The organism is Bacillus sp. FSL R5-0512 (genome assembly GCF_038593295.1).
In the GTDB taxonomy this organism is placed as follows: Bacteria; Bacillota; Bacilli; order Bacillales; family Bacillaceae; genus Bacillus; species Bacillus safensis.
This window is the reverse complement of sequence record NZ_CP151982.1, coordinates 2160098-2186112: the sequence shown is the minus strand read 5'-3', so window position 1 is coordinate 2186112 and position 26015 is coordinate 2160098. Positions and strand designations below refer to the sequence as shown.

General features: G+C 41.9%; 27 protein-coding genes. 24 read left to right on the top strand and 3 right to left on the bottom strand.

Going from position 1 to position 26015, the window contains the following annotated elements:
- Nucleotides 1-159 precede the first annotated feature (159 nt).
- The 7 genes from argR to NSQ25_RS11110 all read left to right on the top strand — a co-directional run bounded on the left by argR (nucleotide 160) and on the right by NSQ25_RS11110 (nucleotide 7464).
- The gene (gene argR, locus NSQ25_RS11140; RefSeq protein ID WP_024422938.1) at nucleotides 160-609 is read left to right on the top strand and encodes a transcriptional regulator ArgR; all 450 of its coding nucleotides are present in this window, start codon (nucleotides 160-162) and stop codon (nucleotides 607-609) included.
- A gap of 33 nt (nucleotides 610-642) precedes the next feature.
- Nucleotides 643-2376, top strand: a complete 1734-nt coding sequence (gene recN / locus NSQ25_RS11135) for a DNA repair protein RecN (protein ID WP_034280267.1) — start codon at nucleotides 643-645, stop codon at nucleotides 2374-2376.
- Between the two features lie 199 nt (nucleotides 2377-2575).
- Nucleotides 2576-3853: a SpoIVB peptidase gene (gene spoIVB / locus NSQ25_RS11130; RefSeq protein WP_034280268.1), complete on the top strand. Its 1278-nt coding sequence runs from the start codon at nucleotides 2576-2578 to the stop codon at nucleotides 3851-3853.
- Nucleotides 3854-4138: 285 nt separating this feature from the next.
- On the top strand, nucleotides 4139-4942 hold the full coding sequence (gene spo0A / locus NSQ25_RS11125) for a sporulation transcription factor Spo0A (RefSeq protein ID WP_024422935.1): 804 nt from the start codon (nucleotides 4139-4141) through the stop codon (nucleotides 4940-4942).
- Between the two features lie 271 nt (nucleotides 4943-5213).
- On the top strand, nucleotides 5214-5411 hold the full coding sequence (locus tag NSQ25_RS11120; RefSeq protein WP_024422934.1) for a hypothetical protein: 198 nt from the start codon (nucleotides 5214-5216) through the stop codon (nucleotides 5409-5411).
- Nucleotides 5399-6499: a Rap family tetratricopeptide repeat protein gene (locus tag NSQ25_RS11115; protein ID WP_024422933.1), complete on the top strand. Its 1101-nt coding sequence runs from the start codon at nucleotides 5399-5401 to the stop codon at nucleotides 6497-6499. Before NSQ25_RS11120 ends, NSQ25_RS11115 begins: the two co-directional genes overlap by 13 nt.
- A 227-nt stretch (nucleotides 6500-6726) precedes the next feature.
- Nucleotides 6727-7464 (top strand): glycerophosphodiester phosphodiesterase, encoded by a 738-nt coding sequence (locus tag NSQ25_RS11110; protein ID WP_041117937.1) that lies wholly within the window; start codon nucleotides 6727-6729, stop codon nucleotides 7462-7464.
- Between the two features lie 35 nt (nucleotides 7465-7499).
- Here the strand turns inward: NSQ25_RS11110 and NSQ25_RS11105 are convergent, their stop codons facing one another.
- Nucleotides 7500-7736 carry a DUF2627 domain-containing protein gene (locus NSQ25_RS11105; RefSeq protein WP_024422931.1) on the bottom strand — a complete coding sequence of 79 codons (237 nt, stop codon included), beginning with the start codon at nucleotides 7734-7736 and terminating at the stop codon, nucleotides 7500-7502.
- 149 nt (nucleotides 7737-7885) lie between these two features.
- Here NSQ25_RS11105 and NSQ25_RS11100 point away from each other — a divergent pair, with 149 nt between their 5' ends.
- The 9 genes from NSQ25_RS11100 (at nucleotide 7886) to NSQ25_RS11060 (ending at nucleotide 18304) form a co-directional block, all read left to right on the top strand.
- The gene (locus NSQ25_RS11100; protein WP_034280272.1) at nucleotides 7886-9958 is read left to right on the top strand and encodes a sigma-54-dependent Fis family transcriptional regulator; all 2073 of its coding nucleotides are present in this window, start codon (nucleotides 7886-7888) and stop codon (nucleotides 9956-9958) included.
- 124 nt (nucleotides 9959-10082) lie between these two features.
- A complete protein-coding gene (yqiS, locus tag NSQ25_RS11095) occupies nucleotides 10083-10976 on the top strand; it encodes a phosphate butyryltransferase (RefSeq protein ID WP_065214644.1) in 894 nt (297 codons plus the stop codon).
- Nucleotides 10977-11002: 26 nt separating this feature from the next.
- Entirely contained in the window at nucleotides 11003-12097 is a 1095-nt protein-coding gene (gene bcd, locus NSQ25_RS11090; RefSeq protein ID WP_003215658.1) for a branched-chain amino acid dehydrogenase, read from the top strand.
- Nucleotides 12098-12124: 27 nt separating this feature from the next.
- Nucleotides 12125-13252 carry a butyrate kinase gene (gene buk / locus NSQ25_RS11085; protein WP_087975822.1) on the top strand — a complete coding sequence of 376 codons (1128 nt, stop codon included), beginning with the start codon at nucleotides 12125-12127 and terminating at the stop codon, nucleotides 13250-13252.
- Nucleotides 13242-14666 (top strand): dihydrolipoyl dehydrogenase, encoded by a 1425-nt coding sequence (lpdA, locus tag NSQ25_RS11080; protein ID WP_326136244.1) that lies wholly within the window; start codon nucleotides 13242-13244, stop codon nucleotides 14664-14666. The genes buk and lpdA overlap by 11 nt, the downstream gene beginning before the upstream one ends.
- A 17-nt stretch (nucleotides 14667-14683) precedes the next feature.
- Complete coding sequence (locus NSQ25_RS11075) at nucleotides 14684-15676, top strand: thiamine pyrophosphate-dependent dehydrogenase E1 component subunit alpha (protein WP_034280276.1); 993 nt, start codon at nucleotides 14684-14686, stop codon at nucleotides 15674-15676.
- Between the two features lie 12 nt (nucleotides 15677-15688).
- A complete protein-coding gene (locus NSQ25_RS11070; protein WP_024422925.1) occupies nucleotides 15689-16672 on the top strand; it encodes an alpha-ketoacid dehydrogenase subunit beta in 984 nt (327 codons plus the stop codon).
- A 19-nt stretch (nucleotides 16673-16691) separates the two neighbouring features.
- On the top strand, nucleotides 16692-17945 hold the full coding sequence (locus NSQ25_RS11065; protein ID WP_326136245.1) for a dihydrolipoamide acetyltransferase family protein: 1254 nt from the start codon (nucleotides 16692-16694) through the stop codon (nucleotides 17943-17945).
- A gap of 65 nt (nucleotides 17946-18010) precedes the next feature.
- Nucleotides 18011-18304: a YesK-like family protein gene (locus tag NSQ25_RS11060; RefSeq protein WP_024428019.1), complete on the top strand. Its 294-nt coding sequence runs from the start codon at nucleotides 18011-18013 to the stop codon at nucleotides 18302-18304.
- Between the two features lie 14 nt (nucleotides 18305-18318).
- Here the strand turns inward: NSQ25_RS11060 and NSQ25_RS11055 are convergent, their stop codons facing one another.
- Nucleotides 18319-19212, bottom strand: a complete 894-nt coding sequence (locus NSQ25_RS11055; protein WP_326136246.1) for a YegS/Rv2252/BmrU family lipid kinase — start codon at nucleotides 19210-19212, stop codon at nucleotides 18319-18321.
- 169 nt (nucleotides 19213-19381) lie between these two features.
- Here NSQ25_RS11055 and NSQ25_RS11050 point away from each other — a divergent pair, with 169 nt between their 5' ends.
- The 6 genes from NSQ25_RS11050 (at nucleotide 19382) to NSQ25_RS11025 (ending at nucleotide 23900) form a co-directional block, all read left to right on the top strand.
- Entirely contained in the window at nucleotides 19382-19819 is a 438-nt protein-coding gene (locus NSQ25_RS11050; protein WP_024428021.1) for a BrxA/BrxB family bacilliredoxin, read from the top strand.
- Nucleotides 19820-20014: 195 nt separating this feature from the next.
- Complete coding sequence (locus NSQ25_RS11045) at nucleotides 20015-20779, top strand: transporter substrate-binding domain-containing protein (RefSeq protein WP_041086095.1); 765 nt, start codon at nucleotides 20015-20017, stop codon at nucleotides 20777-20779.
- A gap of 114 nt (nucleotides 20780-20893) precedes the next feature.
- On the top strand, nucleotides 20894-21550 hold the full coding sequence (locus NSQ25_RS11040; RefSeq protein WP_046312293.1) for an amino acid ABC transporter permease: 657 nt from the start codon (nucleotides 20894-20896) through the stop codon (nucleotides 21548-21550).
- The gene (locus NSQ25_RS11035) at nucleotides 21543-22265 is read left to right on the top strand and encodes an amino acid ABC transporter ATP-binding protein (RefSeq protein ID WP_034280282.1); all 723 of its coding nucleotides are present in this window, start codon (nucleotides 21543-21545) and stop codon (nucleotides 22263-22265) included. Before NSQ25_RS11040 ends, NSQ25_RS11035 begins: the two co-directional genes overlap by 8 nt.
- A gap of 119 nt (nucleotides 22266-22384) precedes the next feature.
- Nucleotides 22385-23338, top strand: a complete 954-nt coding sequence (locus NSQ25_RS11030) for an aromatic acid exporter family protein (RefSeq protein WP_024422917.1) — start codon at nucleotides 22385-22387, stop codon at nucleotides 23336-23338.
- Nucleotides 23339-23390: 52 nt separating this feature from the next.
- Nucleotides 23391-23900 carry a L,D-transpeptidase gene (locus NSQ25_RS11025; protein ID WP_120208186.1) on the top strand — a complete coding sequence of 170 codons (510 nt, stop codon included), beginning with the start codon at nucleotides 23391-23393 and terminating at the stop codon, nucleotides 23898-23900.
- 38 nt (nucleotides 23901-23938) lie between these two features.
- On the opposite strand, the gene prli42 is transcribed toward NSQ25_RS11025, so the two are convergent.
- Nucleotides 23939-24031, bottom strand: a complete 93-nt coding sequence (gene prli42 / locus NSQ25_RS11020; protein ID WP_149126490.1) for a stressosome-associated protein Prli42 — start codon at nucleotides 24029-24031, stop codon at nucleotides 23939-23941.
- 101 nt (nucleotides 24032-24132) lie between these two features.
- On the opposite strand from prli42, the gene mce reads away from it, so the two are divergent.
- Nucleotides 24133-24555 carry a methylmalonyl-CoA epimerase gene (gene mce / locus NSQ25_RS11015; RefSeq protein ID WP_120208184.1) on the top strand — a complete coding sequence of 141 codons (423 nt, stop codon included), beginning with the start codon at nucleotides 24133-24135 and terminating at the stop codon, nucleotides 24553-24555.
- Nucleotides 24548-26011 (top strand): acyl-CoA carboxylase subunit beta, encoded by a 1464-nt coding sequence (locus tag NSQ25_RS11010; RefSeq protein ID WP_120208182.1) that lies wholly within the window; start codon nucleotides 24548-24550, stop codon nucleotides 26009-26011. Before mce ends, NSQ25_RS11010 begins: the two co-directional genes overlap by 8 nt.
- Nucleotides 26012-26015 lie beyond the last annotated feature (4 nt).

Below are 26015 nucleotides of genomic sequence, written 5' to 3'. Positions count from 1 at the left end.
ATTGAAACAAAAGGAATAATAGCTCGCTATTATTCCTTTTTACATGGTCAAAAGACAAGAATTGGCCGTATCTCACGTAATGCTTGTTTTTTGAACTGTGCTTCATATAACATAGAACGTAAAGACAAACTGAGAATAAAACGCCTAGGGGGGTCAAATATGAATAAAGGTCAAAGGCATATTAAAATTAGAGAAATCATTGCGAGCCAAGAAATCGAAACACAAGATGAATTGGTCGATATTTTGAAAGCCGATGGATATAACATCACACAAGCGACCGTTTCTAGAGATATTAAAGAATTACATTTAGTGAAAGTTCCGACGAACAATGGAACATATAAATACAGTCTTCCTGCGGATCAGCGGTTTAATCCGCTGTCAAAGCTGAAGCGGTCCCTAATGGATGCATTTATTAAAATGGATGCTGCCAGTCATTTAATTGTTCTTAAAACAATGCCGGGTAATGCTCAGGCGATTGGTGCTTTAATGGATAATTTAGATTGGGAAGAAATTATGGGAACGATTTGCGGGGATGATACCATTTTAATCATTTGCCGCACCCCAGATGATACAGAGACAGTTTCGAGCAAAATTTTAGAGCTTCTATAAAGAATCAGGTTTATTAAAAGAGGTGTCAAATGAGTGTTAGCAGAACTAACCATTAAAAACTTTGCAATCATTGAAGAGTTAACGGTTTCATTTGAAAAAGGACTAACGGTTCTAACGGGGGAAACAGGTGCCGGAAAATCCATCATGATTGACGCTGTCTCACTTCTCGTGGGAGGAAGAGGTTCCTCTGAATTTGTCCGCTACGGTGAAAAAAAAGCAGAGCTGGAAGGGCTTTTTCTTGTACCAGCCGATCATCCTGTATTTGCTCTATGCGAAGAGCAGGGAATTGACGCATCAGATGAAATGATGATCCTCCGCCGTGATATTAACAACAGCGGGAAAAGCATTTGCCGGATTAATGGAAAGCTTGTCACCATCTCACTTTTACGGGAAGTAGGACGGCTTTTGCTTGATATACATGGACAGCACGATAACCAACTGCTCATGGAAGATGAAAATCATCTGCATTTGCTCGATCAATTTGGAGCAGAAGAAATTGCACCGGCTCTCTTGCAGTATCAAGAAGCATATGATCAATATATGAAGACGGCTCAAAAGCTCAGGCAGCTGTCTGAGAATGAGCAGGAAATGGTGCACCGCTTAGATTTACTGCAATTTCAGCTAGAGGAGATTGAGGCGGCACAATTAGAGCCGGGGGAAGATGAGAGGCTTCAGGAAGAGCGACATCAAATCAGCAACTACGAAAAAATCTATTCTTCACTCCAAAACGCGTACAACGCTTTGCGTAATGAGCAAGGAGGACTAGATTGGGTTGGTATGTCCTCAAGCGAGCTTGAGCAAGTGTCTGAAATCAACGATGATTTGAAAAAGTTATCTGAACAAGTGTCGAACTCCTACTACTTATTAGAGGATTCAACTTTCCAAATGCGAAGCATGCTGGATCAATTAGAATTTGATCCGGCTCGTCTTGATTTTATTGAGTCCAGGCTGAATGAAATGAAGCAGTTAAAACGAAAATACGGCACAACCGTTGAGGAAATTTTGGAGTATGCGGCGAAGATTGAAGAAGAAATAGATCAAATCCAAAATCGAGACAGCCATCTGCAGACGCTCAAAAATAAATTAGATGCGATGAGCCGTGATGCTCTGCTGGAAGCACTTAACGTTTCGGAGCTGCGTAAAAAATGGGCCAAAAAGCTAGCAAAGCAAATTCAAACAGAGCTCAAGGATTTGTATATGGAGAAGTCATCATTTGACACAGCTTTTTCTGTTCGATATGCGCCATTTGGCAGCACTGATTGTCCGCTATTAGACGGAAAACCTGTCCAGCTCGGGAAAAATGGAATCGACCAAGCACAATTTGTCATTTCTACAAATACAGGCGAACCGATGAAATCTTTATCGAAAGTAGCCTCAGGTGGAGAAATTTCACGTGTCATGCTCGCTGTGAAGAGTATTTTCTCAGCTAAACAAGACGTCACATCCATTATTTTCGATGAAGTTGATACAGGTGTCAGCGGCAGAGTGGCACAAGCCATTGCTGAGAAAATTTACAAAGTTGCGTCTGGATCACAAGTGCTCTGTATTACACACCTGCCTCAAGTAGCCGCAATGGCTGACACGCATCTCTTCATTTCTAAACGCTCGAAAGCGGGCAGAACACTGACGAGTGTCAAACCATTAAGTCATGAAGAAAAAGTGAGTGAAATTGGCCGGATGATTGCCGGTGTGGAAGTGACTGAGCTGACAAAACAACACGCAAAAGAACTATTGCACCAAGCAAATGATGTCAAAACAACAGGGTAGCTGAATCATCAGCTGCCTTTTTTTATGTTGTGTAAAAGCCGGCGTATATACCCATAAAATCGTCTTTTTCTTTTATCAATTTATCCAATCATTTTCTAAAGCTGCCGGTTATAAATCCTCTCGAAGAAGGCAAAAGTAAAGATGTAGCCAAAACATGAGTGTTCTGGTGTGGGTAAGGAGCGAGGAGAGTGAAAAATGAATGCCCGAAAAGATGAGAAAAGCCATTGGTGTGATTCTCCTTGTTTCTTTAATAAGTACAGGGTTTATGAGCATAGTGAAGGAGTACATCAGCATTCCAACAAATGTTGCTGTATTTGAAAAACAAAAGCACTCAATTGACACATCGATTGAAGCGTCAGCCAATGCTTCTTCACCAGCCTTTAGCCTTTCAGAGAAAAAGAATCAGCTGGATATTACAGGACAAAAGGCGGGAAAAGCCGAAATTGTTTATGATTTTAAAGGATTTCCTATTAAGAAAACAAAAGTTGACGTTCTCCCTGAATTAAAAGTCATTCCTGGAGGACAATCCATTGGCGTCAAGCTCCACTCTGTAGGAGTTCTCGTTGTAGGTTTTCATCAAATCACAACAGCAGACGGCAAAAAATCACCAGGTGAAGCCGCAGGCATTCAATCAGGGGATATGATCATTGAAATCAATGGTCAAAAAATGGAGAAAATGAATGACCTCACCCCATTTATTCAGAAAGCAGGGAAAACGGGTGAAACGCTTCGTTTGCTCATAAAGAGAGATCATAAAACCTTTCAAACAACATTAACACCCGCAAAAGATGCAAGTGAAGGCATCTATCGAATTGGTCTTTACATTCGTGATTCTGCAGCAGGAATCGGCACGATGACCTTTTTTGAACCTTCATCTAAAAAATATGGTGCCCTTGGGCATGTGATTTCTGACATGGATACAAAAAAACCAATTGTTGTCGACAATGGTGAAATTGTTAGATCAACCGTGACATCGATTGAAAAAGGCACAGGAGGCAATCCTGGAGAAAAATTGGCGAGATTCTCTTCCGAAAGAAAAACAATAGGAGATATCTCCCGCAACAGCCCTTTTGGTATCTTTGGTACGTTAACCGAAAAGCTTGAAAATCATGTAGCAGATAAACCACTTCCAGTCGCTTTATCTAATGAAGTAAAAGAAGGCCCAGCAGAAATTTTAACCGTTGTGGATCATGATAAAGTGGAGAAGTTTAATATTAAAATTGTCAGCACAACACCGCAGAAATTCCCAGCAACTAAAGGAATGGTATTAAAGGTAACAGATGAGCGGCTCTTAAGCAAAACGGGCGGAATCGTCCAAGGAATGAGCGGAAGCCCCATCATCCAAAATGGCAAAGTCATTGGAGCTGTCACACACGTATTCGTCAATGATCCGACTAGCGGGTACGGCGTACACATTGAATGGATGCTGTCAGAAGCAGGAATCGACCTTTATCAAAAAAACAAAAAAGCAAGCTGATCAGCAAACTGCCGCGAATTTTCCGGCAGTTTTTTTCTACCCTTTCTTTCTCTTCCATCATGTTATAAAATAAGGAAAAAGAGATTTTTCGACAAAATGGAAAAAAGCTTGTTGTCAAATTGCGATAATCGTCGATTCGTTAAGAAAAACGTAGAAAAAGCTAGATAATGCTCTATTATTCGGAAAATTAAAGTTTTTTAAAGGTGATAGCATGGTTTTGTCGAATTGAACACTCAGAAGAGAAATGCAAAAGACTAAAGGAATCGACATTGGGGAGGAAAGAACGTGGAGAAAATTAAAGTGTGTGTAGCTGATGACAATCGAGAGCTTGTTGGCCTTTTGACAGAGTACATTGAGGGACAGGAAGATATGGAAGTACTTGGCGTGGCGTATAATGGTCAGGAATGTCTGACATTATTTAAAGATAAAGAGCCCGACGTTCTCCTCTTAGACATTATTATGCCTCATTTAGACGGTCTTGCTGTACTAGAACGCCTCCGTGAAAACAATGAAATGACAAAACAGCCAAGTGTGATTATGCTAACGGCATTTGGACAAGAAGATGTCACGAAAAAAGCAGTTGATTTGGGCGCATCCTATTTCATTTTAAAGCCATTTGATATGGAAAACCTAGTAGGTCATATTCGTCAAGTCAGTGGAAACGGCACACAAGTTACCCATCGCTCTTCATCAATCCAAAACAGTGTTCTTCGTAACAAACCTGAACCGAAACGTAAAAACTTAGATGCGAGCATTACGACCATTATTCATGAAATTGGCGTGCCCGCTCATATTAAAGGCTATTTATACTTAAGAGAAGCAATTTCTATGGTGTACAATGACATTGAGCTTCTCGGAAGCATTACTAAAGTGTTGTACCCAGACATTGCAAAGAAATTTAACACGACTGCCAGCAGGGTAGAACGAGCGATTCGTCATGCCATTGAAGTCGCTTGGAGCAGAGGAAACATTGATTCCATTTCCTCACTCTTTGGTTATACTGTCAGCATGTCAAAAGCGAAACCAACCAATTCAGAATTTATTGCCATGGTAGCTGATCGTTTGCGATTAGAGCATAGAGCAAGCTAGTATCTTTTTCATGAAAAAACGTTTCTTCATTGAGACGTTTTTTTATTTTGAAAGATGTTGTCAAAAATTGGTTAGGTTGATAAAATCATCTTAATGTTTAAATTGGACAAACGGGCTGCTTTATTTTCAGAATAAAATGAAAAATAAAGCATGAAAAAAATAAAAAAGACATAAAGTAGTGGTAATCAGCTGCGCCAATCGATCATGAAGTCTTCAAAATAGAAGAAGAAAACGCTCATTCGTAAGAAAAAGGATGAGAGGAAAAGGTCTCATGGATTTGGTAATTAAAGCAAACGAGATCGAAAGTTCTATTTCTATTGACCTGATTGGTTGGCGTTTTAAAGTCACTGGCTTCTTAGAGATTGTGCCATTTGAACTGAATATTCCCATTGTCGAATTTAATAATTTTCACATTCTTTTACTATGCTATAATAATGAAAAGAAGAGGGTGAGGTTATGGGAAAGCTGAAAATCCACTCTGCTGAGGTAGCGAACGAAATTAGCAAGTGGACGAGGGTCATTTCTCAGAATGACTTAGAAAAATCTGCTGTCTATAAAGAGAAAATTCAGAATTTGCTAAAAAATACAGATGAAGACCGTGAAGTTCTCCTTTATTATCAGCTTGTTGACGGCAGACATGAAATGTTACTTGGAAATATTGAAAAAGCCAATCAAATTATGAAAAGTGTCGGAACGCTCGATGAGAAGGCAGATGACATTATTAATTTTTATTTTTACTTTTACAAAGGCCAATATGCTGCATATGTGAAAAAGTATGATGAAGCCATAAGCTTTTACAAAATTGCAGAACAGCGGCTAAAACGTGTGAATGAAGACCTGGAAGTAGGAACTTTTCACCATAAGGTTGCTTCGATCTATTACGAACTGAAACAAAATTTCATATCCATTAATCATATTAAAAAAGCCATCGATACATTCAAAGCGCATGAAGAGTACACAGCGCAGGCGATTGACAGCTTAATTTTACATGCAAGTAATTGTATTGATTTGTTCCAATTCGATGAAGCAGAGAAAAAGTATAAAGAAGCACTTGAGAAAAGTAAGCGCATTAACAATGAAGTGCTCATTGGGAAATGCTATCACAATTTAGCGGTTCTTTATTATGCAAAGCATGATTATGAAAAAAGCGCACATTATGCCAAAAAAGGGATGGGCATTCAAATTCACCGTGACAATAGCCATTATTACATCCAATCTTTATATGTTCTGGCCAATGCCTTGGTTCATTTAGGAGATCAAGAGGCGAGGGAATATATTAAAGAGGGTATTTTGTATAGTTGTGATATCCAAAATAATGAATATATAGTAAAATTTGAAATTTTGGATTTGATGTGCGAGAATAGTGGGGCAGCAGACGTATTCTCAGAAAAATTAGACTACATAGAAAAAAATAGATTATATGTGGAGCTTGAGGATTTGTCTGAACAAATATCGAAATACTTCAAGGAACGAAATGATTATCAAAATGCCATTCGTTTTCTTGAAAAGAAATTCGATGCACAAATACTTCAAAAGAAAGTGGAGGTTATCTTATGAAAAAGTTGTTGTTAGGTGTAACCGTTGTTACAGCAGTCGCAGTTGTTTCTTCCCTTTTTGCTCTTGACGCAGAGACGACAGAGCAAGCCATCAGAGCGATTACGTGATCGAATTTATCTGTCAACCTCTTCGTATGAATCAGAAGAGGTTTTTTTATGCGCTCAAAACTGGAAAAACGAAAAAAGACACGTCATAATGAAAGGAAGCATCATATTTAGAGGTGACCTATGACGAAAATTTTTGCACACAGAGGCTTTAAAGGCATTTATCCTGAAAACACCATGATAGCTTTCGAGCATGCACTTCTTTCGGGAGCTGACGGAATTGAGCTGGATGTTCAGCTGACGAAAGACGGAAGACTTGCTGTCATTCACGATGAGAAACTGAACAGAACAACGAACATGAAAGGTTTAGTAAAAGACCATACATATGAAGAATTAAAAGCAGGAGATGCGAGTCATTCTTTCTACGAAGAAACCGGTGCTGTATCCATTCCTCTTTTAGAGGAAGTATTAGAGCTAGTGACGCAGCAATCATCACTCATCATCAATATTGAACTGAAAAACTCCATTTATCGATATCCGGGTATCGAAGAGAAAGTAAAAAAGCAAATCGAGCATTTTCAAATAGAAGATCGTGTACTTGTTTCATCGTTTCATCACGGCAGTTTAGCTCTTTTTCACAAACTGATGCCGCATGTTGAACTAGCTGTTCTTACAATGGATGTGATCCATCAGCCGGAGATGTATATAAAAACAGTACCAGCAAGAGGCTACCATCCGAATATAAAGGGTGCCGGCGTGACCAAAGAGGTGGTGTCAGCACTCCATGCCGCTCAGCAAGTGATCAGGCCGTTTACAGTAAATAGTGAAAAGCAAATGAAAAACATGTTTTCCTTAGGTGTCGATGGCATTTTCACTGATTTTCCTGATCGAGCCGTGAAAATAAGAGAAGAAATGAAATAAAGACCTGCTATCATCAGCAGGTCTTTTTTCACGTTTTATCTCTGCTTAAAGCGAGCAGTCACTTTATTTCGTTTACGGTCTCTATATAAAATAAAGCCAGCCACTACATAAAGACCACCCCCTAAAAATAACAACCCTGCAATTCCTTGCAGCCATAAATATGGAAATGGTGCAATGATGATGCCGAAAACAGTGTCACGCAGCAGCTTAATCCCAAGTGCTGCAAGCGCGCCAGGTATTAAAATAATCACTAGTGCAAGTATTCTCCCCATCAAATGTCCCCTTAAACGTCATTTACTTCCATTGTCTAATTCAAAAAATATTTTGTCAAGAAAGGAAAACGTGGTAATATAAGAGTTGTGCAATTTTTTGCAACGGAAAAATATGGTGTGCAAATTTTTTCATATAAAGGGGTAACGGGATGCAGAGAGTCTTGATTGTCGGTGCAGGACAAGGTGGATCAGCATTGCTTGAAACATTGCTGAAAACAAATACGATTCAAATCATTGCGATCGCCGACCTTGATCTTGAGGCACCGGGGATGGTAGAAGCGAAAAAGAATGGAATTGAGACGACAACGGATTGGAAAGAATACATAAAAGATGACATTGATATCATCATTGAAACAACAGGCAGTTCAGCAGTGCTGAAAGAACTGATTGAAAAAAAGCCAGAGCACGCAGTCATTGTGCCAAGTTCAATGGCTTACGTCATATCAGAATTAATGTCAGAAAAACAGCAGCTGATTCAAATATTAAAGGAACAAACCTATAAGCATGACCGCATTTTTAATGCAACGAACGACGGGATGATTTTTATAAACATGGATGAAGAAGTCGTCCTGTTTAATCGATCAGCGGCCAAAATGGTTGGATGCTCGCAAAAAGATGCGATTGGCCGTCATATACGAGAAGTGATCCCAAATACAAAGCTTCCCGACATTTTAAGATCGAGAGAGCCAGAATTTAATCAAAAACAATTTCTGAATCAGCAAATACAAATTGTGACAACGCGTTTGCCAATTATTGATGACGCGGGGAGAATGCTAGGTGCTTTATCCATTTTTAAAGATATTACAGATGCCGTTGAACTTGCGGAGGAAGTGACCAATCTTAAAGAAGTACGAACGATGCTGGAGGCGATCATTCAATCGTCGGATGAAGCCATATCGGTTGTTGATGAGCAGGGAAAAGGGATCTTAATCAACCGGGCATACACGAAAATGACTGGATTAACAGATAAAGAAGTTGTGGGGAAACCAGCAGGTGCAGATATTTCTGAAGGAGAAAGCATGCATTTGAAGGTACTGGAAACAAGGAGACCAGTTCGAGGCGTCAGAATGAAAGTCGGACCGAATAAAAAAGATGTGATTGTCAACGTAGCTCCAGTCATCGTTGATGGCATTTTAAAAGGCAGTGTCGGGGTCATTCATGACGTATCAGAAATTCAATCACTCACGAATGAATTAAATAAAGCAAGGCAGCTCATCCGGACACTTGAAGCAAAGTACACTTTTGAAGACATCATTGGAGAAAGTGAGCAAATGCTTGTGGCTCTTGAGCAGGCAAAGCTAGGCGCGAAAACGCCAGCCACGATTTTACTCCGGGGAGAATCAGGTACTGGAAAAGAGCTGTTTGCGCACGCCATTCACAATGAAAGTGACCGGAAATATAATCGCTTTGTACGGGTCAACTGTGCGGCCTTATCTGAGACCCTTTTAGAGTCAGAGCTTTTTGGCTATGAAGAAGGAGCGTTCTCTGGTGCAAGGCGGGGCGGGAAAAAAGGGCTGTTTGAAGAGGCAAACCAAGGCAGCATTTTTTTAGATGAAATTGGTGAAATGACGCCAAGTACACAGGCGAAACTGCTTCGTGTGATGCAGGAGAAAGAAATTGTAAGAGTAGGCGGAACAAAGGCCATACCAGTCGATGTTCGTGTGATCACGGCGACAAATGTCAATATTGAAAAAGCGATGGCGGAAGGAAAGTTCAGAGAAGATTTATATTATCGAATGAACAGATACCCGATCTCCATCCCGCCTCTAAGGCAGCGTCTTGAGGATATTGACTCGTTAAGCAAACGTCTCATCCAAAAGATCAATTTAGACTATGGACGGAACGTGAGCGGGTTAACGGAACAGGCACTCAAAAGACTGCGATCATATAAGTGGCCTGGAAACGTAAGAGAGCTTGAAAATGTACTTGGACGAGCCATGATCTTTTTGAACCCGCAAGAAGAGTGGATTGATGAAGGGCATATTTCTTTCATGGAGTCAGAAGATCAGGAAGAAAAAGAGCAGCAGGAACTGGCTGTCAGTCAATTTGAGGGAGAGACGCTTTCTGATGCTGTTGAGGCATTTGAAGCGCAGCTGATTAAACAAACCCTTGAAAAGCATCAATTCAATCGCACGAAAACAGCGAAAACGTTAGGGATCAGCATTCGGAACCTTTACTATAAAATGGATAAATATCAACTTGCAAAAGATAGCATGCAATAAAATGCATGTAACCTGCAAAAGATTGCACGAATGTCATGCGAATTGCCTCATTTTCACTGCATTTCAAACTGGCACGGAACTTGCATATAAAACATGAACCGAGCACAAGGAAAGGTGGGCATATATGAAGCTTGACGATCTGATTATGAAAGCCGCCCAGCTGCAGAATAAAACGGCGGCTGTGGCTCATGCAGAAGACGAAGAAGTGCTTCATGCCATCAAAATGGCAATTAAGCGAAAGGTCGCTCGCTTTCTCCTGGTTGGGAACAAACGCAACCTGAAGGAGCTAGTGAAGCAGCATGAAATCAATGAGGACTGGATAGATATTATTCATTCAGATTCTCCCGAAGAATCGGCCAAAATTGCCGTGCAGGCAGTGAGCGAAAAGCATGCAGATATTTTGATGAAGGGGCATGTCCCGACAGCCGTTCTTTTAAAAGCGGTACTGAATAAAGAATATGGGCTCAGGACAGCGAGTGTCCTATCACATGTCGCGGCATTTGAAGTGCCGGGCTTTGACCGCTTTATTTATGTCACAGATTCTGCGATGAACATCGCGCCCGATTTAAATATGCTGAAAGAGATTACGATCAATTCTGTTCAAGTAGCAAAAGCTGTCGGAAACGACATGCCGAAGGTTGCAGTATTGTCTGCGGTCGAGGTCGTGAATCCGGCAATGGATTCAACTTTGACTGCGGCAAGTCTTGCGCAAATGAATCGGCGGGGGCAAATTTCTGGCTGCCTGATTGATGGGCCTCTTGCTTTAGACAATGCCATTTCTCAAACGGCAGCTTCTCATAAAAATATTACGAGTGATGTAGCCGGCCATGCAGATATTTTGCTTGTGCCAACAATTGAGGCAGGGAACATTCTTTATAAATCTCTCATCTACTTTGCACATGCAAAGGTGGGAGCTGTGGTGGCAGGAGCGAAGGCGCCGATTGCTTTAACAAGCCGATCTGATTCAGCCGAAAGTAAGCTTTATTCAATTGCGCTTGCCATCTGTACATCAAATTAAGCGGAAGTAATAGGAGGAATAACACAATGGAACTTTTTAAATATATGGAACGATACGATTATGAACAGCTTGTATTTTGTCAGGATGAGCAGTCTGGTTTAAAAGCGATTATTGCGATTCATGATACAACACTTGGGCCGGCACTAGGCGGAACGAGAATGTGGACGTATGAAAACGAAGAAGCAGCCATTGAGGATGCACTGCGTCTAGCAAGAGGAATGACTTATAAAAACGCGGCAGCAGGACTTAATCTTGGCGGCGGAAAAACGGTCATCATCGGCGATCCGAGAAAAGACAAAAATGAAGAAATGTTCCGTGCATTTGGACGTTACATTCAAGGGCTGAATGGCCGCTATATTACGGCAGAAGATGTCGGTACAACGGTAGAAGACATGGATCTCATTCATGAAGAAACCGATTTTGTCACAGGGATTTCTCCTGCATTTGGTTCTTCTGGAAACCCGTCTCCAGTCACTGCTTACGGTGTATACAAAGGGATGAAAGCCGCTGCCAAAGCTGCATTTGGGACCGATTCATTAGAAGGAAAAACAATTGCCGTCCAAGGTGTTGGAAATGTCGCTTACAACCTGTGTAAACATCTGCATGAAGAAGGCGCGCAGCTCATTGTCACAGATATCAACAAAGACTCTGTCAAGCGAGCTGTTGAAGACTTCGGCGCAAAAGCAGTCGACCCTGACGATATTTATGATCAAGCATGTGATATTTATGCACCGTGCGCACTTGGTGCAACCATTAACGATGTGACCATTCCTAAGTTAAAAGCAAAGGTGATTGCAGGTGCTGCAAATAACCAGCTAAGAGAAACGCATCACGGTGACCTTATCCATGAAATGGGGATTGTCTATGCTCCTGATTATGTGATCAATGCAGGCGGTGTGATTAACGTTGCTGATGAGCTTTATGGCTATAATGCAGATCGTGCGATGAAAAAAGTCGAAGGCATTTATCAAAATATTGAACGTGTAATTGAAATTTCAAACCGTGATGCCATTCCAACTTATAAAGCGGCAGACAGATTGGCTGAAGAGAGAATTGAAAGAATGCGCAAATCAAGAAGTCAATTCTTGCAAAATGGTCAACATATTTTAAGCCGTCGCTAAATTGAAGAATGAGTTGAAACGGAGGTTTTGTTTTTGCTGACAAAAGAATGGCGTATTCTCACGATTAATCCTGGCTCTACTTCAACAAAAATCGGTGTGTTTCATAATGAACGTTCTATTTTTGAAACGACACTAAGACATACAGATGAGGAATTAAAGCAGTTTCCTCATATCATTGATCAATTTTCATTCCGTAAAGAAACCATTTTGAAAACACTGCATGAACAGGGGATGAACATCTCAAAGTTTGATGCAGTTTGCGCGCGCGGCGGCCTCCTTCGTCCGATTGAAGGAGGCACATATGAAGTCAATGAGCAAATGGTGGAAGACCTAAAAGAAGGATATGCCGGCCAGCACGCATCCAATCTCGGTGGAATCATCGCGAGAGAAATTGCACTTGGCCTGAATATCCCAGCCTTTATTGTCGATCCAGTTGTAGTGGATGAACTAAAGCCAATTGCTCGTATTTCAGGGCTACCAACGATTGAAAGAAAAAGCATCTTTCATGCATTAAATCAAAAAGCAGTCGCAAGAAAAACAGCGGCTTCTTTTGGAAAAAGTTACGAAGATTTGAACATGATTATTACTCATATGGGCGGCGGTATCACCATTGGTGTTCATGAAAAAGGAAAAGTCATCGATGTGAATAACGGTCTGCATGGCGAAGGTCCTTTCAGCCCAGAGCGTGCGGGAACCTTGCCGACAGGTGATCTTGTGAATCTTTGTTTTTCGGGGGAGTATACCCAAGAAGAAATGCTCAAACGCATTATTGGTGAAGGCGGACTTGCGGGCTATCTTGGCACGACAGACGCTGTGAAAGTGGAACGCATGATTGAAGCGGGTGATGAGCGGGCAGCGCTCATTTATGAAGCAATGTGCTATCAGATTGCCAAGGAAATCGGTGCGGCTAGCGCTGTCTTAAAAGGAGCAGTTGACGTCATTGTATTAACAGGCGGACTTGCGTACAGCAAACAAATTACGTCAAGTATTCGCGGCTATATTGACTGGATTTCAGATGTTGTCGTGTATCCAGGTGAAAATGAGCTGCAATCGTTAGCAGAAGGTGCGCTTCGTATTTTAAAAGAAGAAGAATCACCGAAAGAATACCCAAATGATCAACAGGAAAAGAAAGGAGTGACAAGTCATGGCAACTGAATATGACCTCGTCATTCTGGGTGGAGGCACAGGCGGCTATGTAGCGGCCATCCGTGCCTCGCAGCTTGGATTGAAAACAGCAGTTGTAGAAAAAGAAAAGCTCGGCGGAACATGTCTTCATAAAGGCTGCATCCCGTCTAAAGCGCTGCTCAGAAGTGCAGAAGTTTATCAAACCGTCAAACGCGCAGCTGATTTTGGTGTTGAGGCAGGAGGCGTTGCCTTGCAATTTGCCAATGTGCAGAAAAGAAAAACAGAGATCGTCGAAAAACTAGCAGGCGGCGTCAAACATTTAATGAAACAAGGAAAAATTGATGTATATGAAGGGATCGGCCGTATTCTTGGCCCGTCTATCTTTTCGCCAATGCCAGGAACGATCTCCGTAGAAATGGCAAATGGAGAGGAAAATGAAATGCTCATTCCAAAGCAGGTCATCATCGCGACAGGATCAAGACCGCGTGTGCTGCCAGGGCTTGAAGCAGATGGAACACACATCCTCACTTCAGATGATGCACTTGAACTGCCAGAGCTTCCGCAGTCGATGCTGATTGTGGGGGGCGGAGTGATCGGAATCGAGTGGGCTTCCATGCTCAATGATTTTGGTGTGAACGTCACTGTGATTGAATTTGCAGACCACATTTTGCCAACAGAGGATCAGGACATATCTAAAGAAATGGAAAAGCTATTATCTAAAAAAGGCATCACTTTTGTGACAAATGCGAAGGTACTGCCAGATAGCGTAGAAAAGCAGGGAAATCTCGTGACAATTCAAGCGGAAAAGGATGGAGACATTCAGACGTTTGAAGCGGAAAAACTCCTTCTTTCAGTCGGCAGAGTACCTAATATCGAAGGCATAGGTCTTGAAAACACGGACATCCAAACCGAAAAACAAGGCATTGTCGTGAATGAACATTATCAAACGAAAGAATCGCATATTTACGCAATAGGAGATGTCATCGGCGGACTTCAGCTGGCACATGTGGCTTCTCACGAAGGTATGATTGCTGTTGAACATATGGCTGGGAAAGATCCAAAGCCGCTCGATGAAACGCTCGTATCTAAATGTGTTTACTCTCACCCAGAAACCGCTAGTGTTGGACTCACTGAACAGGCGGCAAAAGAGCAGGGCTTTGAAGTCAAAATAGGGAAATTTCCATTTATGGCGATTGGAAAAGCGCTTGTGTACGGGGAGTCTGATGGATTCGTCAAAATCATTGCCGATCAAAAGACAGATGATATTTTAGGAATTCATATGATTGGTCCTCATGTAACAGATATGATATCTGAAGCTGGATTAGCCAAAGTACTTGATGCAACCCCGTGGGAAGTGGGGCAGACGATACACCCGCATCCGACTTTATCAGAGGCGATTGGCGAGGCAGCCCTTGCTGTTGACGGGAAGGCGATCCATTTTTAATCAAGGAGGGAAACATGATGAGTAACATGCGTCATCAGGAATTAGGATTATCAGATGAACAAGCAATTGATATATACAGAACAATGCTTCTAGCAAGAAAAATCGATGAACGGATGTGGCTTTTAAACCGTTCCGGGAAAATTCCATTCGTCATTTCTTGTCAAGGGCAGGAAGCGCAGCAAGTCGGCGCTGCATTTGCTCTTAATAGAGAAGAAGATTACGTCTTACCTTACTATCGTGATATGGGGGTTGTCCTTGCTTTTGGGATGACAGCAAAAGATTTAATGATGTCTGGTTTCGCAAAACAAGACGATCCAAACTCAGGCGGAAGACAAATGCCAGGGCATTTTGGGCAAAGAGCAAATCGAATTGTGACTGGGTCGTCACCTGTCACAACGCAGGTTCCTCACGCGGTGGGAATTGCCCTTGCTGGACGATTAGAGCAGAAAAACTTTGTCAGCTTTGTCACGTTCGGTGAAGGCTCATCAAACCAAGGTGATTTCCATGAAGGCGCAAACTTTGCTGCTGTGCATAAACTGCCTGTTATTTTCATGTGTGAAAACAATAAGTATGCGATTTCCGTGCCATATGACAAACAAGTAGCCTGTGAACGCATTTCAGATCGTGCGGTTGGATATGGGATGCCTGGCGTAACTGTTGATGGAAATGATCCGCTTGAAGTATATGCCGCTGTCAAAGAAGCGAGAGACCGTGCGGCTAGAGGTGAAGGTCCGACATTGATTGAAACAATCTCTTACCGTTTAACTGCGCATTCAAGTGATGACGATGATTCAAGCTATCGAGAAAAAGAAGAAGTGCTCGAAGCAAGAAAGAAAGATCCGCTCATCCAATATGAAACGTATTTAATCGAAGGAAAGGTCATGACTTCTGAAATGAAAGAAGAGATGACAAAAGAAATTATGCAAATCGTAAACGAAGCTACTGATGAAGCGGAAAACGCAGCTTATGCTGAGGCAGAAAGCGCACTTCGTTACGTGTATGCGGAGTAAGGGGGAAGAAAAATGCCTGTTATGTCATATATAGACGCCATTACACTGGCGATGAAAGAAGAAATGGAGCGAGATCCGAAAGTGTTTGTGCTCGGAGAGGATGTCGGGAAAAAAGGCGGCGTATTTAAAGCGACAGCGGGTCTTTACGAGCAATTTGGAGAAGCGCGCGTCATGGATACACCTCTTGCAGAATCAGCCATTGCGGGTGTAGGTATTGGGGCAGCGATGTATGGAATGCGCCCAATTGCAGAAATGCAATTTGCGGATTTCATTATGCCTGCAATCAACCAAATCATTTCAGAGGCTGCAAAAATTAGATACCGTTCTAATAATGATTGGAGCTGTCCAATGGTCATCCGCGCACCTTATGGGGGCGGAGTACACGGGGCGCTTTATCATTCACAATCGGTCGAAGCCATTTTTGCTAACCAGCCAGGTTTGAAGATTGTGATGCCTTCTACACCTTATGATGTCAAAGGTCTTCTAAAGGCTGCAGTGCGTGATCCAGATCCTGTATTGTTCTTTGAACATAAACGTGCATACCGCCTGATTAAAGGAGAAGTGCCTGAAGAGGATTACACTCTTCCGATTGGAAAAGCAGATGTGAAGCGTGAAGGCGATGATATCACGGTCATTACATATGGCCTTTGTGTCCATTTTGCGCTGCAAGCAGCAGACCGCCTTGCAAAAGACGGCATTTCCGCTCATATTCTCGATTTGAGAACAGTGTATCCGCTTGATCAGGAAGCGATTATAGAAGCGGCTTCTAAAACAGGGAAAGTGCTTCTGTTAACGGAAGATACAAAAGAAGGCAGCATCATGAGTGAGGTTGCGGCGATCATTTCGGAGCATTGCTTATTTGATTTAGACGCACCAATCAAACGCCTGGCAGGACCAGATATTCCGGCAATGCCTTATGCGCCGACAATGGAGAAATTCTTCATGGTCAACCCGGATAAGGTAGAAGCTGAAATGAGAGAGCTGGCGGCGTTTTAAGAAAGAGGAGGGTTTCAAAGTGGCAATTGAACAAATGAAAATGCCTCAGCTAGGTGAAAGTGTAACAGAAGGAACCATTAGCAAATGGCTCGTTTCACCTGGCGATCATGTGAATAAATACGATCCGATTGCGGAAGTCATGACGGATAAAGTGAACGCAGAAGTCCCGTCATCTTTTACAGGAACGATTACAAAGCTATCGGCTGAGGAAGGCGAAACGCTGCAAGTAGGAGAAGTGTTCTGTGAAATTGAAGTCGAAGGAAGCGAGCAGCAGAGCGTGAAAGAAGAAGCACCTGAGCAAAGCGAAGCGCCTGAAGCAGATCAAACAAATGAGAATCAAAGTCAAAAGAAACGTTATTCTCCAGCCGTTCTTCGTTTAGCAAATGAGCATGGCATTGATTTAGCGGCTGTTCAAGGTACAGGAGCAGGCGGGCGAATTACTAGAAAAGATTTGCTGCAGCTTATTGAAAACGGCGGCGTCAAAGAGAAGACAGCACCTGTCAATGAACGTGCCGTTCAACCGGAGCCTGCGCAGTCATCTAAAGCAAAAGCGGCGCCTGCTGTCCCTTCTATGCCTGGTGATGTTGAGCTGCCAGTCACGCCGATCCGTCAGGCAATTGCCGCCAATATGCTGAGAAGCAAACATGAAATTCCGCATGCATGGACAATGATGGAAGTCGATGTGACAAATCTAGTGACAAGAAGAAATCAGCTGAAGGATCAGTTTAAAGCAAAAGAAGGCTTTAACTTGACGTTCTTTGCGTTCTTTGTCAAAGCAGTGGCTCAGGCCTTAAAGGAATTCCCTGAAATGAACAGTATGTGGGCCGGAGATAAGATTGTGCAGAAGAAAGCAATCAATGTTTCGATTGCTGTCGCTACAGATGACGCGCTTTTTGTTCCAGTCATTAAGGATGCGGATGAAAAGACCATTAAGGGCATTGCCAAAGAAATTCATGAGCTTGCGTTTAAGGTGAGACAAGGAACGCTCAAGCAAAGTGATATGGAAGGCGGTACTTTCACTGTCAACAACACGGGATCATTTGGTTCGGTACAATCTATGGGAATCATTAATTATCCGCAAGCGGCGATTTTACAAGTAGAATCGATCGTGAAGCGTCCAATGATCGTAAACGGAATGATTGCGGCAAGAGACATGGTCAATCTTTGTCTCTCATTAGATCACAGAGTACTAGATGGTCTTGTATGCGGTAGATTTCTTCAACGAATTAAACAAATCCTTGAAGGTATCGACGAGCAGACATCTGTTTATTAAAACATTATTTTCCCCCTCCCGGCATGAGAGGGGGATTTCCACATCTAGGAGAAAGGAGCGATGATATGTCTGGACTAGATTTTTTTGCTTTTCTCACGATTGGTCTCATGTTTATCACAGCGATTGCCTTCGCTTTTCTGCGGTACATTTCTAAATCGCGCAATCATCCTGAACGATTACTGCTTATCATATCGATCGTTTCAATTATTCAAATCGTGTACTGTCTGCTGATTGTCGGCGGGTTTAAAGGAGCAGCCAATAGCTTTTTAGGAATATCACTTCTCGCCGGGACGCTGCTCGGATATGCACTTGAATATTTATACAGACGCTATATCAAAAAAACGCCCGAATCAAAATGATATCGGGCGTTTTTTTATTCTGCTGGAACAATAAAGGTCAAATGGTGTTTTAACACTTCTAAAGAAGAGGGAGCCGTCATATAAACCTCACCATCCGTATCAGCATCCATTTCCTCTTTTGTGTGGATACGAATACTGGACGCTTGAATGAGAGACAGATCGCCGGTGAAATCCTCCAGCTCTTCCCGGTTCATTGAGAAGATTTCTTTTAAAGCAGAGAAACTCGTATTTCTGCAAATTAAGATTTCAGCTTTTCCATCATCAATGGCTGCATGAGGCAAATCAATTTTATTTGTACCGATAAAATGTCCATTCATGACAAGAACGATGACAGCTTCCTCTACCCAGCTTTCCTCTTCGGTCTCAATGCGTACGTGAAAAGGATCTGTTTGCTGCAGGGTGCGCAGGGCACTTGTGAAGTAGCTGATTTTGCCAAGTACGGCTTTTTCTTTGTCATTAATATTGTTGGACGTGTCTGCGATCAGCCCAATTCCCCAAAAGTTTAACACGTATCGATCTTCTGCTTTGATTAAGTCGACCTTTTTCTCTTTGCCGTCTACAATCATTTGAGCGGCTTTTTGTATTTGTTGAGGAATACCTAGTGTTCTAGAAAAATCATTGCATGTCCCGCCTGGTAATATCGCTACAGCGGGCCTTTTTTCTAAGCCGCCAATACCGTTCATACATTCATGCACGGTACCATCTCCGCCTAATATGATGAGCAATTCCACCGTCTCATCAATATGACGGCAGAAATCATAAGCATCATTTGGCTGTTTTGTTGGTTTCAAAATGAGTTCATCAATATGTAGTGAAAGAAGAGGCACTGTTTGACCGAGTGTTTTTTCCATGTTTTTTTGTCCAGCATTTCCATTATAAATGAGCATCGCTTTTTTGAATTGTGCCATCACGCAGTTCTCCCTTTCTTCTCTTTATCATCACTTTTCCCCAATTTGACAGCTCATAAACGAGGTTCGGAAAAAGAGGCGGCGGATAAGACAACACATTTGCCCGCAGGCGTTTTCCTTGATATGATGGAGTTAAAATGGTTATGGTACGCAAAAGGAGTGGACGGACATGAATATTGATTTTAATTTATTTATGAATGATATTGTGAAACAAGCGAGAGAAGAAATTAAGCAGGCAGGCTACACTGAGCTCACGTCAGCTGAAGAAGTAGACGAAGCACTGACTAAAAAAGGGACGGCACTTGTCATGGTGAATTCAGTATGCGGCTGTGCAGGCGGTATTGCAAGACCAGCTGCCGGCTATTCTGTTCATTACGATAAGCGTCCAGATCAATTGCTGACAGTGTTTGCTGGGCAGGACAAAGAGGCAACAGCAAGAGCTCGTGAATACTTTGAAGGCTTCCCGCCATCTTCACCATCCTTTGCCTTATTAAAAGATGGAAAAATCATTAAAATGGTCGAGCGTCATGAAATTGAAGGGCATGAGCCAATGGAAGTCGTGTCAAAACTACAAGCCGCTTTTGATGAGCATTGCGAAGAAATCTAACATATGACGTTTGAATGAATAAATATAAAGCAGTCCGGTCTTTAGATCGGTCTGCTTTTTGTTTTATAAGACAATAGAATCAAAATAATTTTAGCAAAATACTATTGCATCTTAAAAAGAAAGTGTTTAAAATACATTATAGTGAATAAATATTCAAATCAATACATGATTTTAAATACTGGGAGGCATCATCATATGAAAAAGTGGTTATTATTACTTATGACAGCTGGTCTTGCAGCTGCACTCGCGGCATGCGGAACTTCTTCTAATAATTCAAACGCATCAGGAGATGACAAGACACTCGTGATGGCGACATCAGCAGATTATCCGCCATTTGAATCAAAAGACGGAGATAAAATTGTCGGTTTTGATGTAGATCTTGCAACAGCACTAGCGAAAAAGAACGGCTACAAGCTAGAAATTCAAGATATGGACTTTGCTAGCCTTGTATCAGCCCTCAAAACAAACAAAGCTGATATTGTCCTTGCAGGGATGACACCTACAGAAAAACGTAAAAAGCAAGTTGATTTCTCTGATGTTTATTACAATGCTAAAAACTTGGTTGTATCAAAGAAATCTAGCGGTATTAAGGCAGAGAAAGATTTAAAAGACAAAACAGTCGGCGTTCAATTAGGTTCTATTCAACAGGATGAAGCAAATGGACTGCAAAAGAAATATAATCTAACAGTTGAAGACCGTAATAAAATTTCTGATATCATTCAAGAGATTAAAGCAGGCCGTTTTGATGCAGCCATTATTGAAGATAAAGTAGCTGCTGGTTACTTGAAAAAGGAAAAAGACTTCCAAGCATTTGGATTGAACAGCTCAAACGAAGGTTCAGCCATTGCATTCAAGAAAAATAGCGACTTAACAGCGAAATTTAATAAATCATTAAATGAAATGAAAGATAATGGCGAACTTGATAAATTAATTAAAAAATGGTTTGCTGATGAAAAGTAAGTCAGGAAAAGGATCAGCGTCATTCAAGAAAATCAAGTAGAAAAGCGCTGAAAAGTTCAACTCATGTTGAACTTTTTTCCTGTTTTGTATGAAGGCAGAAAAAAGGAGAATGTCATGTTTGATTTTAAAGATGTAATACCTCAGATGCCCTTTATTCTAGAAGGACTTAAGGTCACGCTTTCTATAGTATTGGTGTCCCTTTTACTTGGATTTATCTTAGGAATTTTATTAACGCTTTGTAAAATTAGTGTGTTTAAACCGCTCATTTGGCTTGCAGATTTTTATACGTCAATTTTCCGAGGCACACCGCTTGTGCTTCAATTGCTCATTATTTATTTTGGTCTGCCTCAGCTTCTTGGGTTTCAAATCGACCAATACTGGGCTGCTGTAGCGGCATTTTCACTCAACTCGGCGGCATACGTATCTGAAATTATTCGTGCGGGTATTAATGCCATTGATAAAGGTCAAAAAGAAGCGGCCGTTGCTTTAGGCATCCCTTATGCTAAAATGATGAAGGACTTATTGCTTCCGCAGGCGTTTAAAAATATTTCACCTGCACTTGTGAATGAGACGATTACACTGACAAAAGAATCAGCGATTGTAACAGTCATCGGACTGGGGGATGTCATGAGACGAGCCTATCAAGCAGGGGCCGTTACGTATAATTATCTTGAACCGCTTATTTTTGCGGGTCTTATCTATTATGTCATCGTGCTTGTTCTCACCTTTGTCGGCAAATCGGTGGAAAGGAAGTTAAAATCAAATGATTAAAATAGAGAAACTCACAAAATCTTTTGGTAAAAATGAAGTTTTAAAGGGGATCGACACCACCATTAAAGAAGGAGAAGTTGTTGCGGTCATTGGACCATCTGGTTCAGGAAAATCGACGTTCCTTCGCTGCATCAATTTACTTGAAAAGCCGACTTCTGGTGTCATTACGATTAAGGACACCGAAATCACCAACCCAAAAACGAATGCACTAAAAGTGCGTGAGAACATCGGAATGGTATTTCAGCATTTCCATCTGTTCCCGCATAAAACGGTGCTGGAAAATATCACGTATGCGCCAATGAATGTGAAGAATCAATCGAAGGAAGACAGCATCAAACAAGCTGAAGACCTGCTCAAAAAGGTAGGGCTTTTAGAGAAAAAAGATGATTTCCCGAACCGTTTGTCCGGCGGTCAAAAGCAGCGTGTGGCGATTGCGCGTGCGCTTGCGATGACACCAGACATTATGCTGTTTGACGAACCAACGTCAGCCCTAGATCCAGAAATGGTCAAGGAAGTATTAGAGGTCATGAAAGAGCTGGCTCAATCTGGAATGACACTCGTCATCGTCACACATGAAATGGGCTTTGCAAAAGAAGTGGCTGACCGCGTGATCTTTATGGATGATGGGAAAATTGTAGAGGATGCAAACCCTGTACAATTTTTTGAATCACCGTCTTCACAGCGTGCGCAAGACTTCTTACAAAAAATATTATAAAGAAAAAGAGAAGGAGACTTAACATCTCCTTCTTTTTTTGATTATAATGGGGAAAGTAAAAAAAGTTCATCATTTCACAAAAGTGAATGGAAACAAGACAGAAAAGAGTGAATCACATCATGTTTAAAATCGGCTACCGAACGCTGAAAACAGCATTAGGAACAGCGATCGCTATTTATATTGCACAATTGCTTGGCTTGCAAAATTATTCAGCTGCCGGGATTATTACGATCCTTTGTATTCAGGTGACAAAGAAAAGATCCCTGTTAGCATCGGGGGCCCGCTTTGCAGCTTGCAGTCTTGCCATTTTATTTTCTTATTTATTTTTCGATCTGATTGGGTATCATCCTTTTGTGATCGGTTTGATGCTGCTTGTCTTTATTCCGACAACGGTTCTGCTTCGAATTAAAGAAGGGATTGTCACAAGTTCAGTCATCATCCTCCATTTATACATGTCTGGCGGGATTACCCTGCATCTCATCTGGAATGAACTGCTGCTGATTACCATTGGTGTTGGGGTAGCGCTGATTATGAACCTCTATATGCCAAGTGTTGATAAAAAACTCAAACGCTACAGCGAACAGATTGAAGCCAACTTTGCTAAAATCTTTGAGGAAATCGAGCAATACTTAATGACAGGGAAACAAGACTGGACAGGAAAAGAAATACCAGAGACACATCAATTGATTAAAGAAGCAAAAGCTCTCGCATATCGTGATGTTGAAAACCATGTATTAAGACATGAAAACCTGTACTATCATTATTTCAACATGAGACAAAAGCAATTTGAAATCATTGAGCGTGTGCTGCCTAAAATTACGTCGATTTCCGTCACAACGGAGCATGGACAAATCATTGCAGAATACATTAGAGACTTACGCGAACATATTCACCCAGGGAACACAGCGCATAAGTTTTTAAGACGTCTCATTGATATGAAAGAAGAGTTCGATGCACTTCCGCTCCCGCAAACACGAGAAGAATTTGAGGCAAGAGCGGCACTCTTTCATTTCCTCGGTGAAATGGAACAATATTTAGTACTGAAAAGCTATTTTAAAGGGATGAAAGAATAGAGACGCATGAGTTCCTCCTTCATTGGTCAATCTAATGAAAAAGGAGGAGCCTATGCGTCTTTTATTTTATACCGTACTGACCATGTCCCTTTCACCAATCTGGCCGCTTGGACAAAACCCGCTGCCAGGTGACCCATTTGTCATTATTAATAAACAAACAAATGAACTTGCCTTTATTGATCAAGGGAAAATTCAAAAAGTATATCCTGCCTCTACAGGAAAAACAGCAGATTTAACGCCAGAAGGTGAATTTACGATTATGATCAAAGCGAAAGATCCCTATTACAGAAGAAAGAATATTGAAGGCGGTGCGAAGAATAATCCTCTTGGGCGAAGATGGATTGGATTTGATGCACGAGGAACAGATGGCAGAACCTACGGAATTCACGGAACGAGTGACGAAACTTCGATTGGGAAATTTATCACAGCAGGCTGTGTAAGGCTTCATAATCAAGATGTAGAGCTATTGTTTGATCAGCTTCCAATTGGTACAAAGGTATGGATTACAACCTCAAACGATTCCTTTGAAAAACTTGCCAAAGACAAACAGGCCATTCGTTGATATCGCGAATCACCTGCTTGTCTGCTTTTATTCAAACCTTATAAAAAGGCTGCTGCTCCTGCTAAAAGTGAAGAAACTAACAGCAGGCTAATCATAAGCAATACCATAAATTTCATGAATTTTTGAGACATATCGCACCCCTATAACCGAAGATTTTTGCGACAAGCGCACTTGTCTTTATTTTATCTGGTTTTTTCATATGCGACAAGTGATCAGCAAAGGAAGTGAACGGATGAACCAAATCGATCATATTGCCATTGCCGTCTTTTCTATTAAAGAAACATCTCAAACGCTTCATCAGCTATTTAACTGGCATTTTTCAGACATACAAGAGATTCCTGAGCAGGAGATTAAAGCGTCCTTCGCTTTACTTGATGATCTGCACATTGAATTAATTGAGCCCATCTCAGCCCGCAGTAAACTACATACCTTTTTAACAAAAAGAGGAGAGGGGCTCCATCATATTGCGTTAAAGTCAGATGACATTCAAATGGATCTTAGCCGTCTCGATCACCTTGGCGTGGAGCTTCTCCAAAAAACAGCACAGATGGGCGCCGGCGGAAAGCAGATTGCATTTATTTCACCTAAAGAAACGTCAGGTGTGTTATTTGAATTGTGCGGGTCCTTGAAAGGAGAGAAACATAGCGATGAATGAATCGTTCAATGACTTGTCCGAATGGCGGAAGAAAGCGTTAATGGGCGGCGGCGAAAAACGAGCAGCAGCTCACAGAAGCAAAGGAAAGCTGACGGTTCGAGAGCGACTGCACGAACTTCTTGACGAGGGCAGCTTGATGGAAATTCAGTCATTTGCAACAGGCGGTCTGTCAGAGCATGTTGGTGACGGCGTCGTCATTGGCACGGGACTCATTCACGGTAAGCCCGTTTGTGTTTATGCACAAGATGCAACCGTATATGGGGGCTCATTAGGCGAAATGCATGCCAAAAAAATTACCTCTTTAATGGATCTGGCAGCTAAGCATCAGATGCCGGTCATCGGTCTAAAAGACTCAGGTGGTGCGAGAATTCAAGAGGGTGTGGTATCATTAGAAGGATACGGACAGATTTTTAAACGGAATGTGCTGTACTCTGGTCTAATCCCGCAAATATCTGTTATTTTAGGTTCATGTGCTGGAGGTGCAGTCTATTCTCCTGCATTGACTGATTTTGTCTTCATGACAGAGCAAACAGCTCATATGTTTTTAACTGGTCCGAAAGTAATAGAAAAGGCAACAGGAGAAACGGTCTGTCCTGACCGTCTTGGCGGTGCAAGTGTACAGCATCAGACAAGCGGAAATGTTCACTATACTGGGGAAGATGAGAAGGACGTGTTAAAAGCGGTTCGAACTCTTTTAACGTACATACCAACGAAACAACAGGCTGTCATGCAGGCTGAAGCACGAAAGCAAGATACCGCTGATCCAGGCAGCAATTTGCCAAAGGATCCATCACGCACCTATGATGTCAAACAAGTGGTGACAGCGATAACCGATCCAGACTCATTCTTTGAAACGCAGCCTTGTTTCTCAAAAAATATTGTCACTGGTTTTGCCAGACTACAAGGAGCTTCCATTGGTGTTGTTGCCAATCAGCCAAAGGTGCTGGCAGGCAGCCTTGATCTTGACGCGGCCGATAAAGCGGCCAGGTTTATTCGATTTTGCGATGCATTTCATATTCCGATCTTAACCCTTGTGGACGTTCCTGGTTTTTTACCAGGGGAGAAAGCCGAGCATGCGGGAATTATCCGCCACGGTGCAAAGCTTTTATATGCGTACGCTGAAGCAACCGTTCCAAAAATCACTGTGATTTTAAGAAAGGCGTTTGGCGGTGCATATGTCGCGATGAATAGCAAGGGCTTAGGCGCTGACTTTGTTTATGCATGGCCAGAGGCCGAAATTGATGTCATGGGGAAAACGTTCGCAGACGAAATCGTTCATCCTGCTTCGCGCGAGACTGAGAACAAACCAAGTGTATGGAAAGCGGCTCAGGCAGGTCTGATAGACGATATTTTCATGCCGGCTGAAACGAGAGAGCGATTGATCCGCTCATTTGATGTGCTTCGCAGTAAGGAAGAAGATAGACCGTTAAAAAAGCATGGCAACATGCCGCTATAAGAGG

Bases quoted from the DNA above. Each gene is read 5' to 3' on its own strand.
- NSQ25_RS11120 (WP_024422934.1), top strand. From the start codon at position 5,214: ATGGATTTGGTAATTAAAGCAAACGAGATCGAAAGTTCTATTTCTATT.
- NSQ25_RS11060 (WP_024428019.1), top strand. From the start codon at position 18,011: ATGTCTGGACTAGATTTTTTTGCTTTTCTCACGATTGGTCTCATGTTT.
- mce (WP_120208184.1), top strand. From the start codon at position 24,133: ATGAACCAAATCGATCATATTGCCATTGCCGTCTTTTCTATTAAAGAA.
- NSQ25_RS11010 (WP_120208182.1), top strand. From the start codon at position 24,548: ATGAATGAATCGTTCAATGACTTGTCCGAATGGCGGAAGAAAGCGTTA.
- yqiS (WP_065214644.1), top strand. From the start codon at position 10,083: ATGAAGCTTGACGATCTGATTATGAAAGCCGCCCAGCTGCAGAATAAA.
- spoIVB (WP_034280268.1), top strand. From the start codon at position 2,576: ATGCCCGAAAAGATGAGAAAAGCCATTGGTGTGATTCTCCTTGTTTCT.
- NSQ25_RS11040 (WP_046312293.1), top strand. From the start codon at position 20,894: ATGTTTGATTTTAAAGATGTAATACCTCAGATGCCCTTTATTCTAGAA.
- NSQ25_RS11030 (WP_024422917.1), top strand. From the start codon at position 22,385: ATGTTTAAAATCGGCTACCGAACGCTGAAAACAGCATTAGGAACAGCG.
- NSQ25_RS11075 (WP_034280276.1), top strand. From the start codon at position 14,684: ATGAGTAACATGCGTCATCAGGAATTAGGATTATCAGATGAACAAGCA.
- NSQ25_RS11110 (WP_041117937.1), top strand. From the start codon at position 6,727: ATGACGAAAATTTTTGCACACAGAGGCTTTAAAGGCATTTATCCTGAA.
- NSQ25_RS11070 (WP_024422925.1), top strand. From the start codon at position 15,689: ATGCCTGTTATGTCATATATAGACGCCATTACACTGGCGATGAAAGAA.
- NSQ25_RS11100 (WP_034280272.1), top strand. From the start codon at position 7,886: ATGCAGAGAGTCTTGATTGTCGGTGCAGGACAAGGTGGATCAGCATTG.
- argR (WP_024422938.1), top strand. From the start codon at position 160: ATGAATAAAGGTCAAAGGCATATTAAAATTAGAGAAATCATTGCGAGC.
- NSQ25_RS11055 (WP_326136246.1), bottom strand. From the start codon at position 19,212: ATGGCACAATTCAAAAAAGCGATGCTCATTTATAATGGAAATGCTGGA.
- NSQ25_RS11035 (WP_034280282.1), top strand. From the start codon at position 21,543: ATGATTAAAATAGAGAAACTCACAAAATCTTTTGGTAAAAATGAAGTT.
- NSQ25_RS11115 (WP_024422933.1), top strand. From the start codon at position 5,399: ATGGGAAAGCTGAAAATCCACTCTGCTGAGGTAGCGAACGAAATTAGC.
- NSQ25_RS11050 (WP_024428021.1), top strand. From the start codon at position 19,382: ATGAATATTGATTTTAATTTATTTATGAATGATATTGTGAAACAAGCG.
- lpdA (WP_326136244.1), top strand. From the start codon at position 13,242: ATGGCAACTGAATATGACCTCGTCATTCTGGGTGGAGGCACAGGCGGC.
- NSQ25_RS11025 (WP_120208186.1), top strand. From the start codon at position 23,391: ATGCGTCTTTTATTTTATACCGTACTGACCATGTCCCTTTCACCAATC.
- prli42 (WP_149126490.1), bottom strand. From the start codon at position 24,031: ATGTCTCAAAAATTCATGAAATTTATGGTATTGCTTATGATTAGCCTG.
- NSQ25_RS11045 (WP_041086095.1), top strand. From the start codon at position 20,015: ATGAAAAAGTGGTTATTATTACTTATGACAGCTGGTCTTGCAGCTGCA.
- NSQ25_RS11105 (WP_024422931.1), bottom strand. From the start codon at position 7,736: ATGGGGAGAATACTTGCACTAGTGATTATTTTAATACCTGGCGCGCTT.
- bcd (WP_003215658.1), top strand. From the start codon at position 11,003: ATGGAACTTTTTAAATATATGGAACGATACGATTATGAACAGCTTGTA.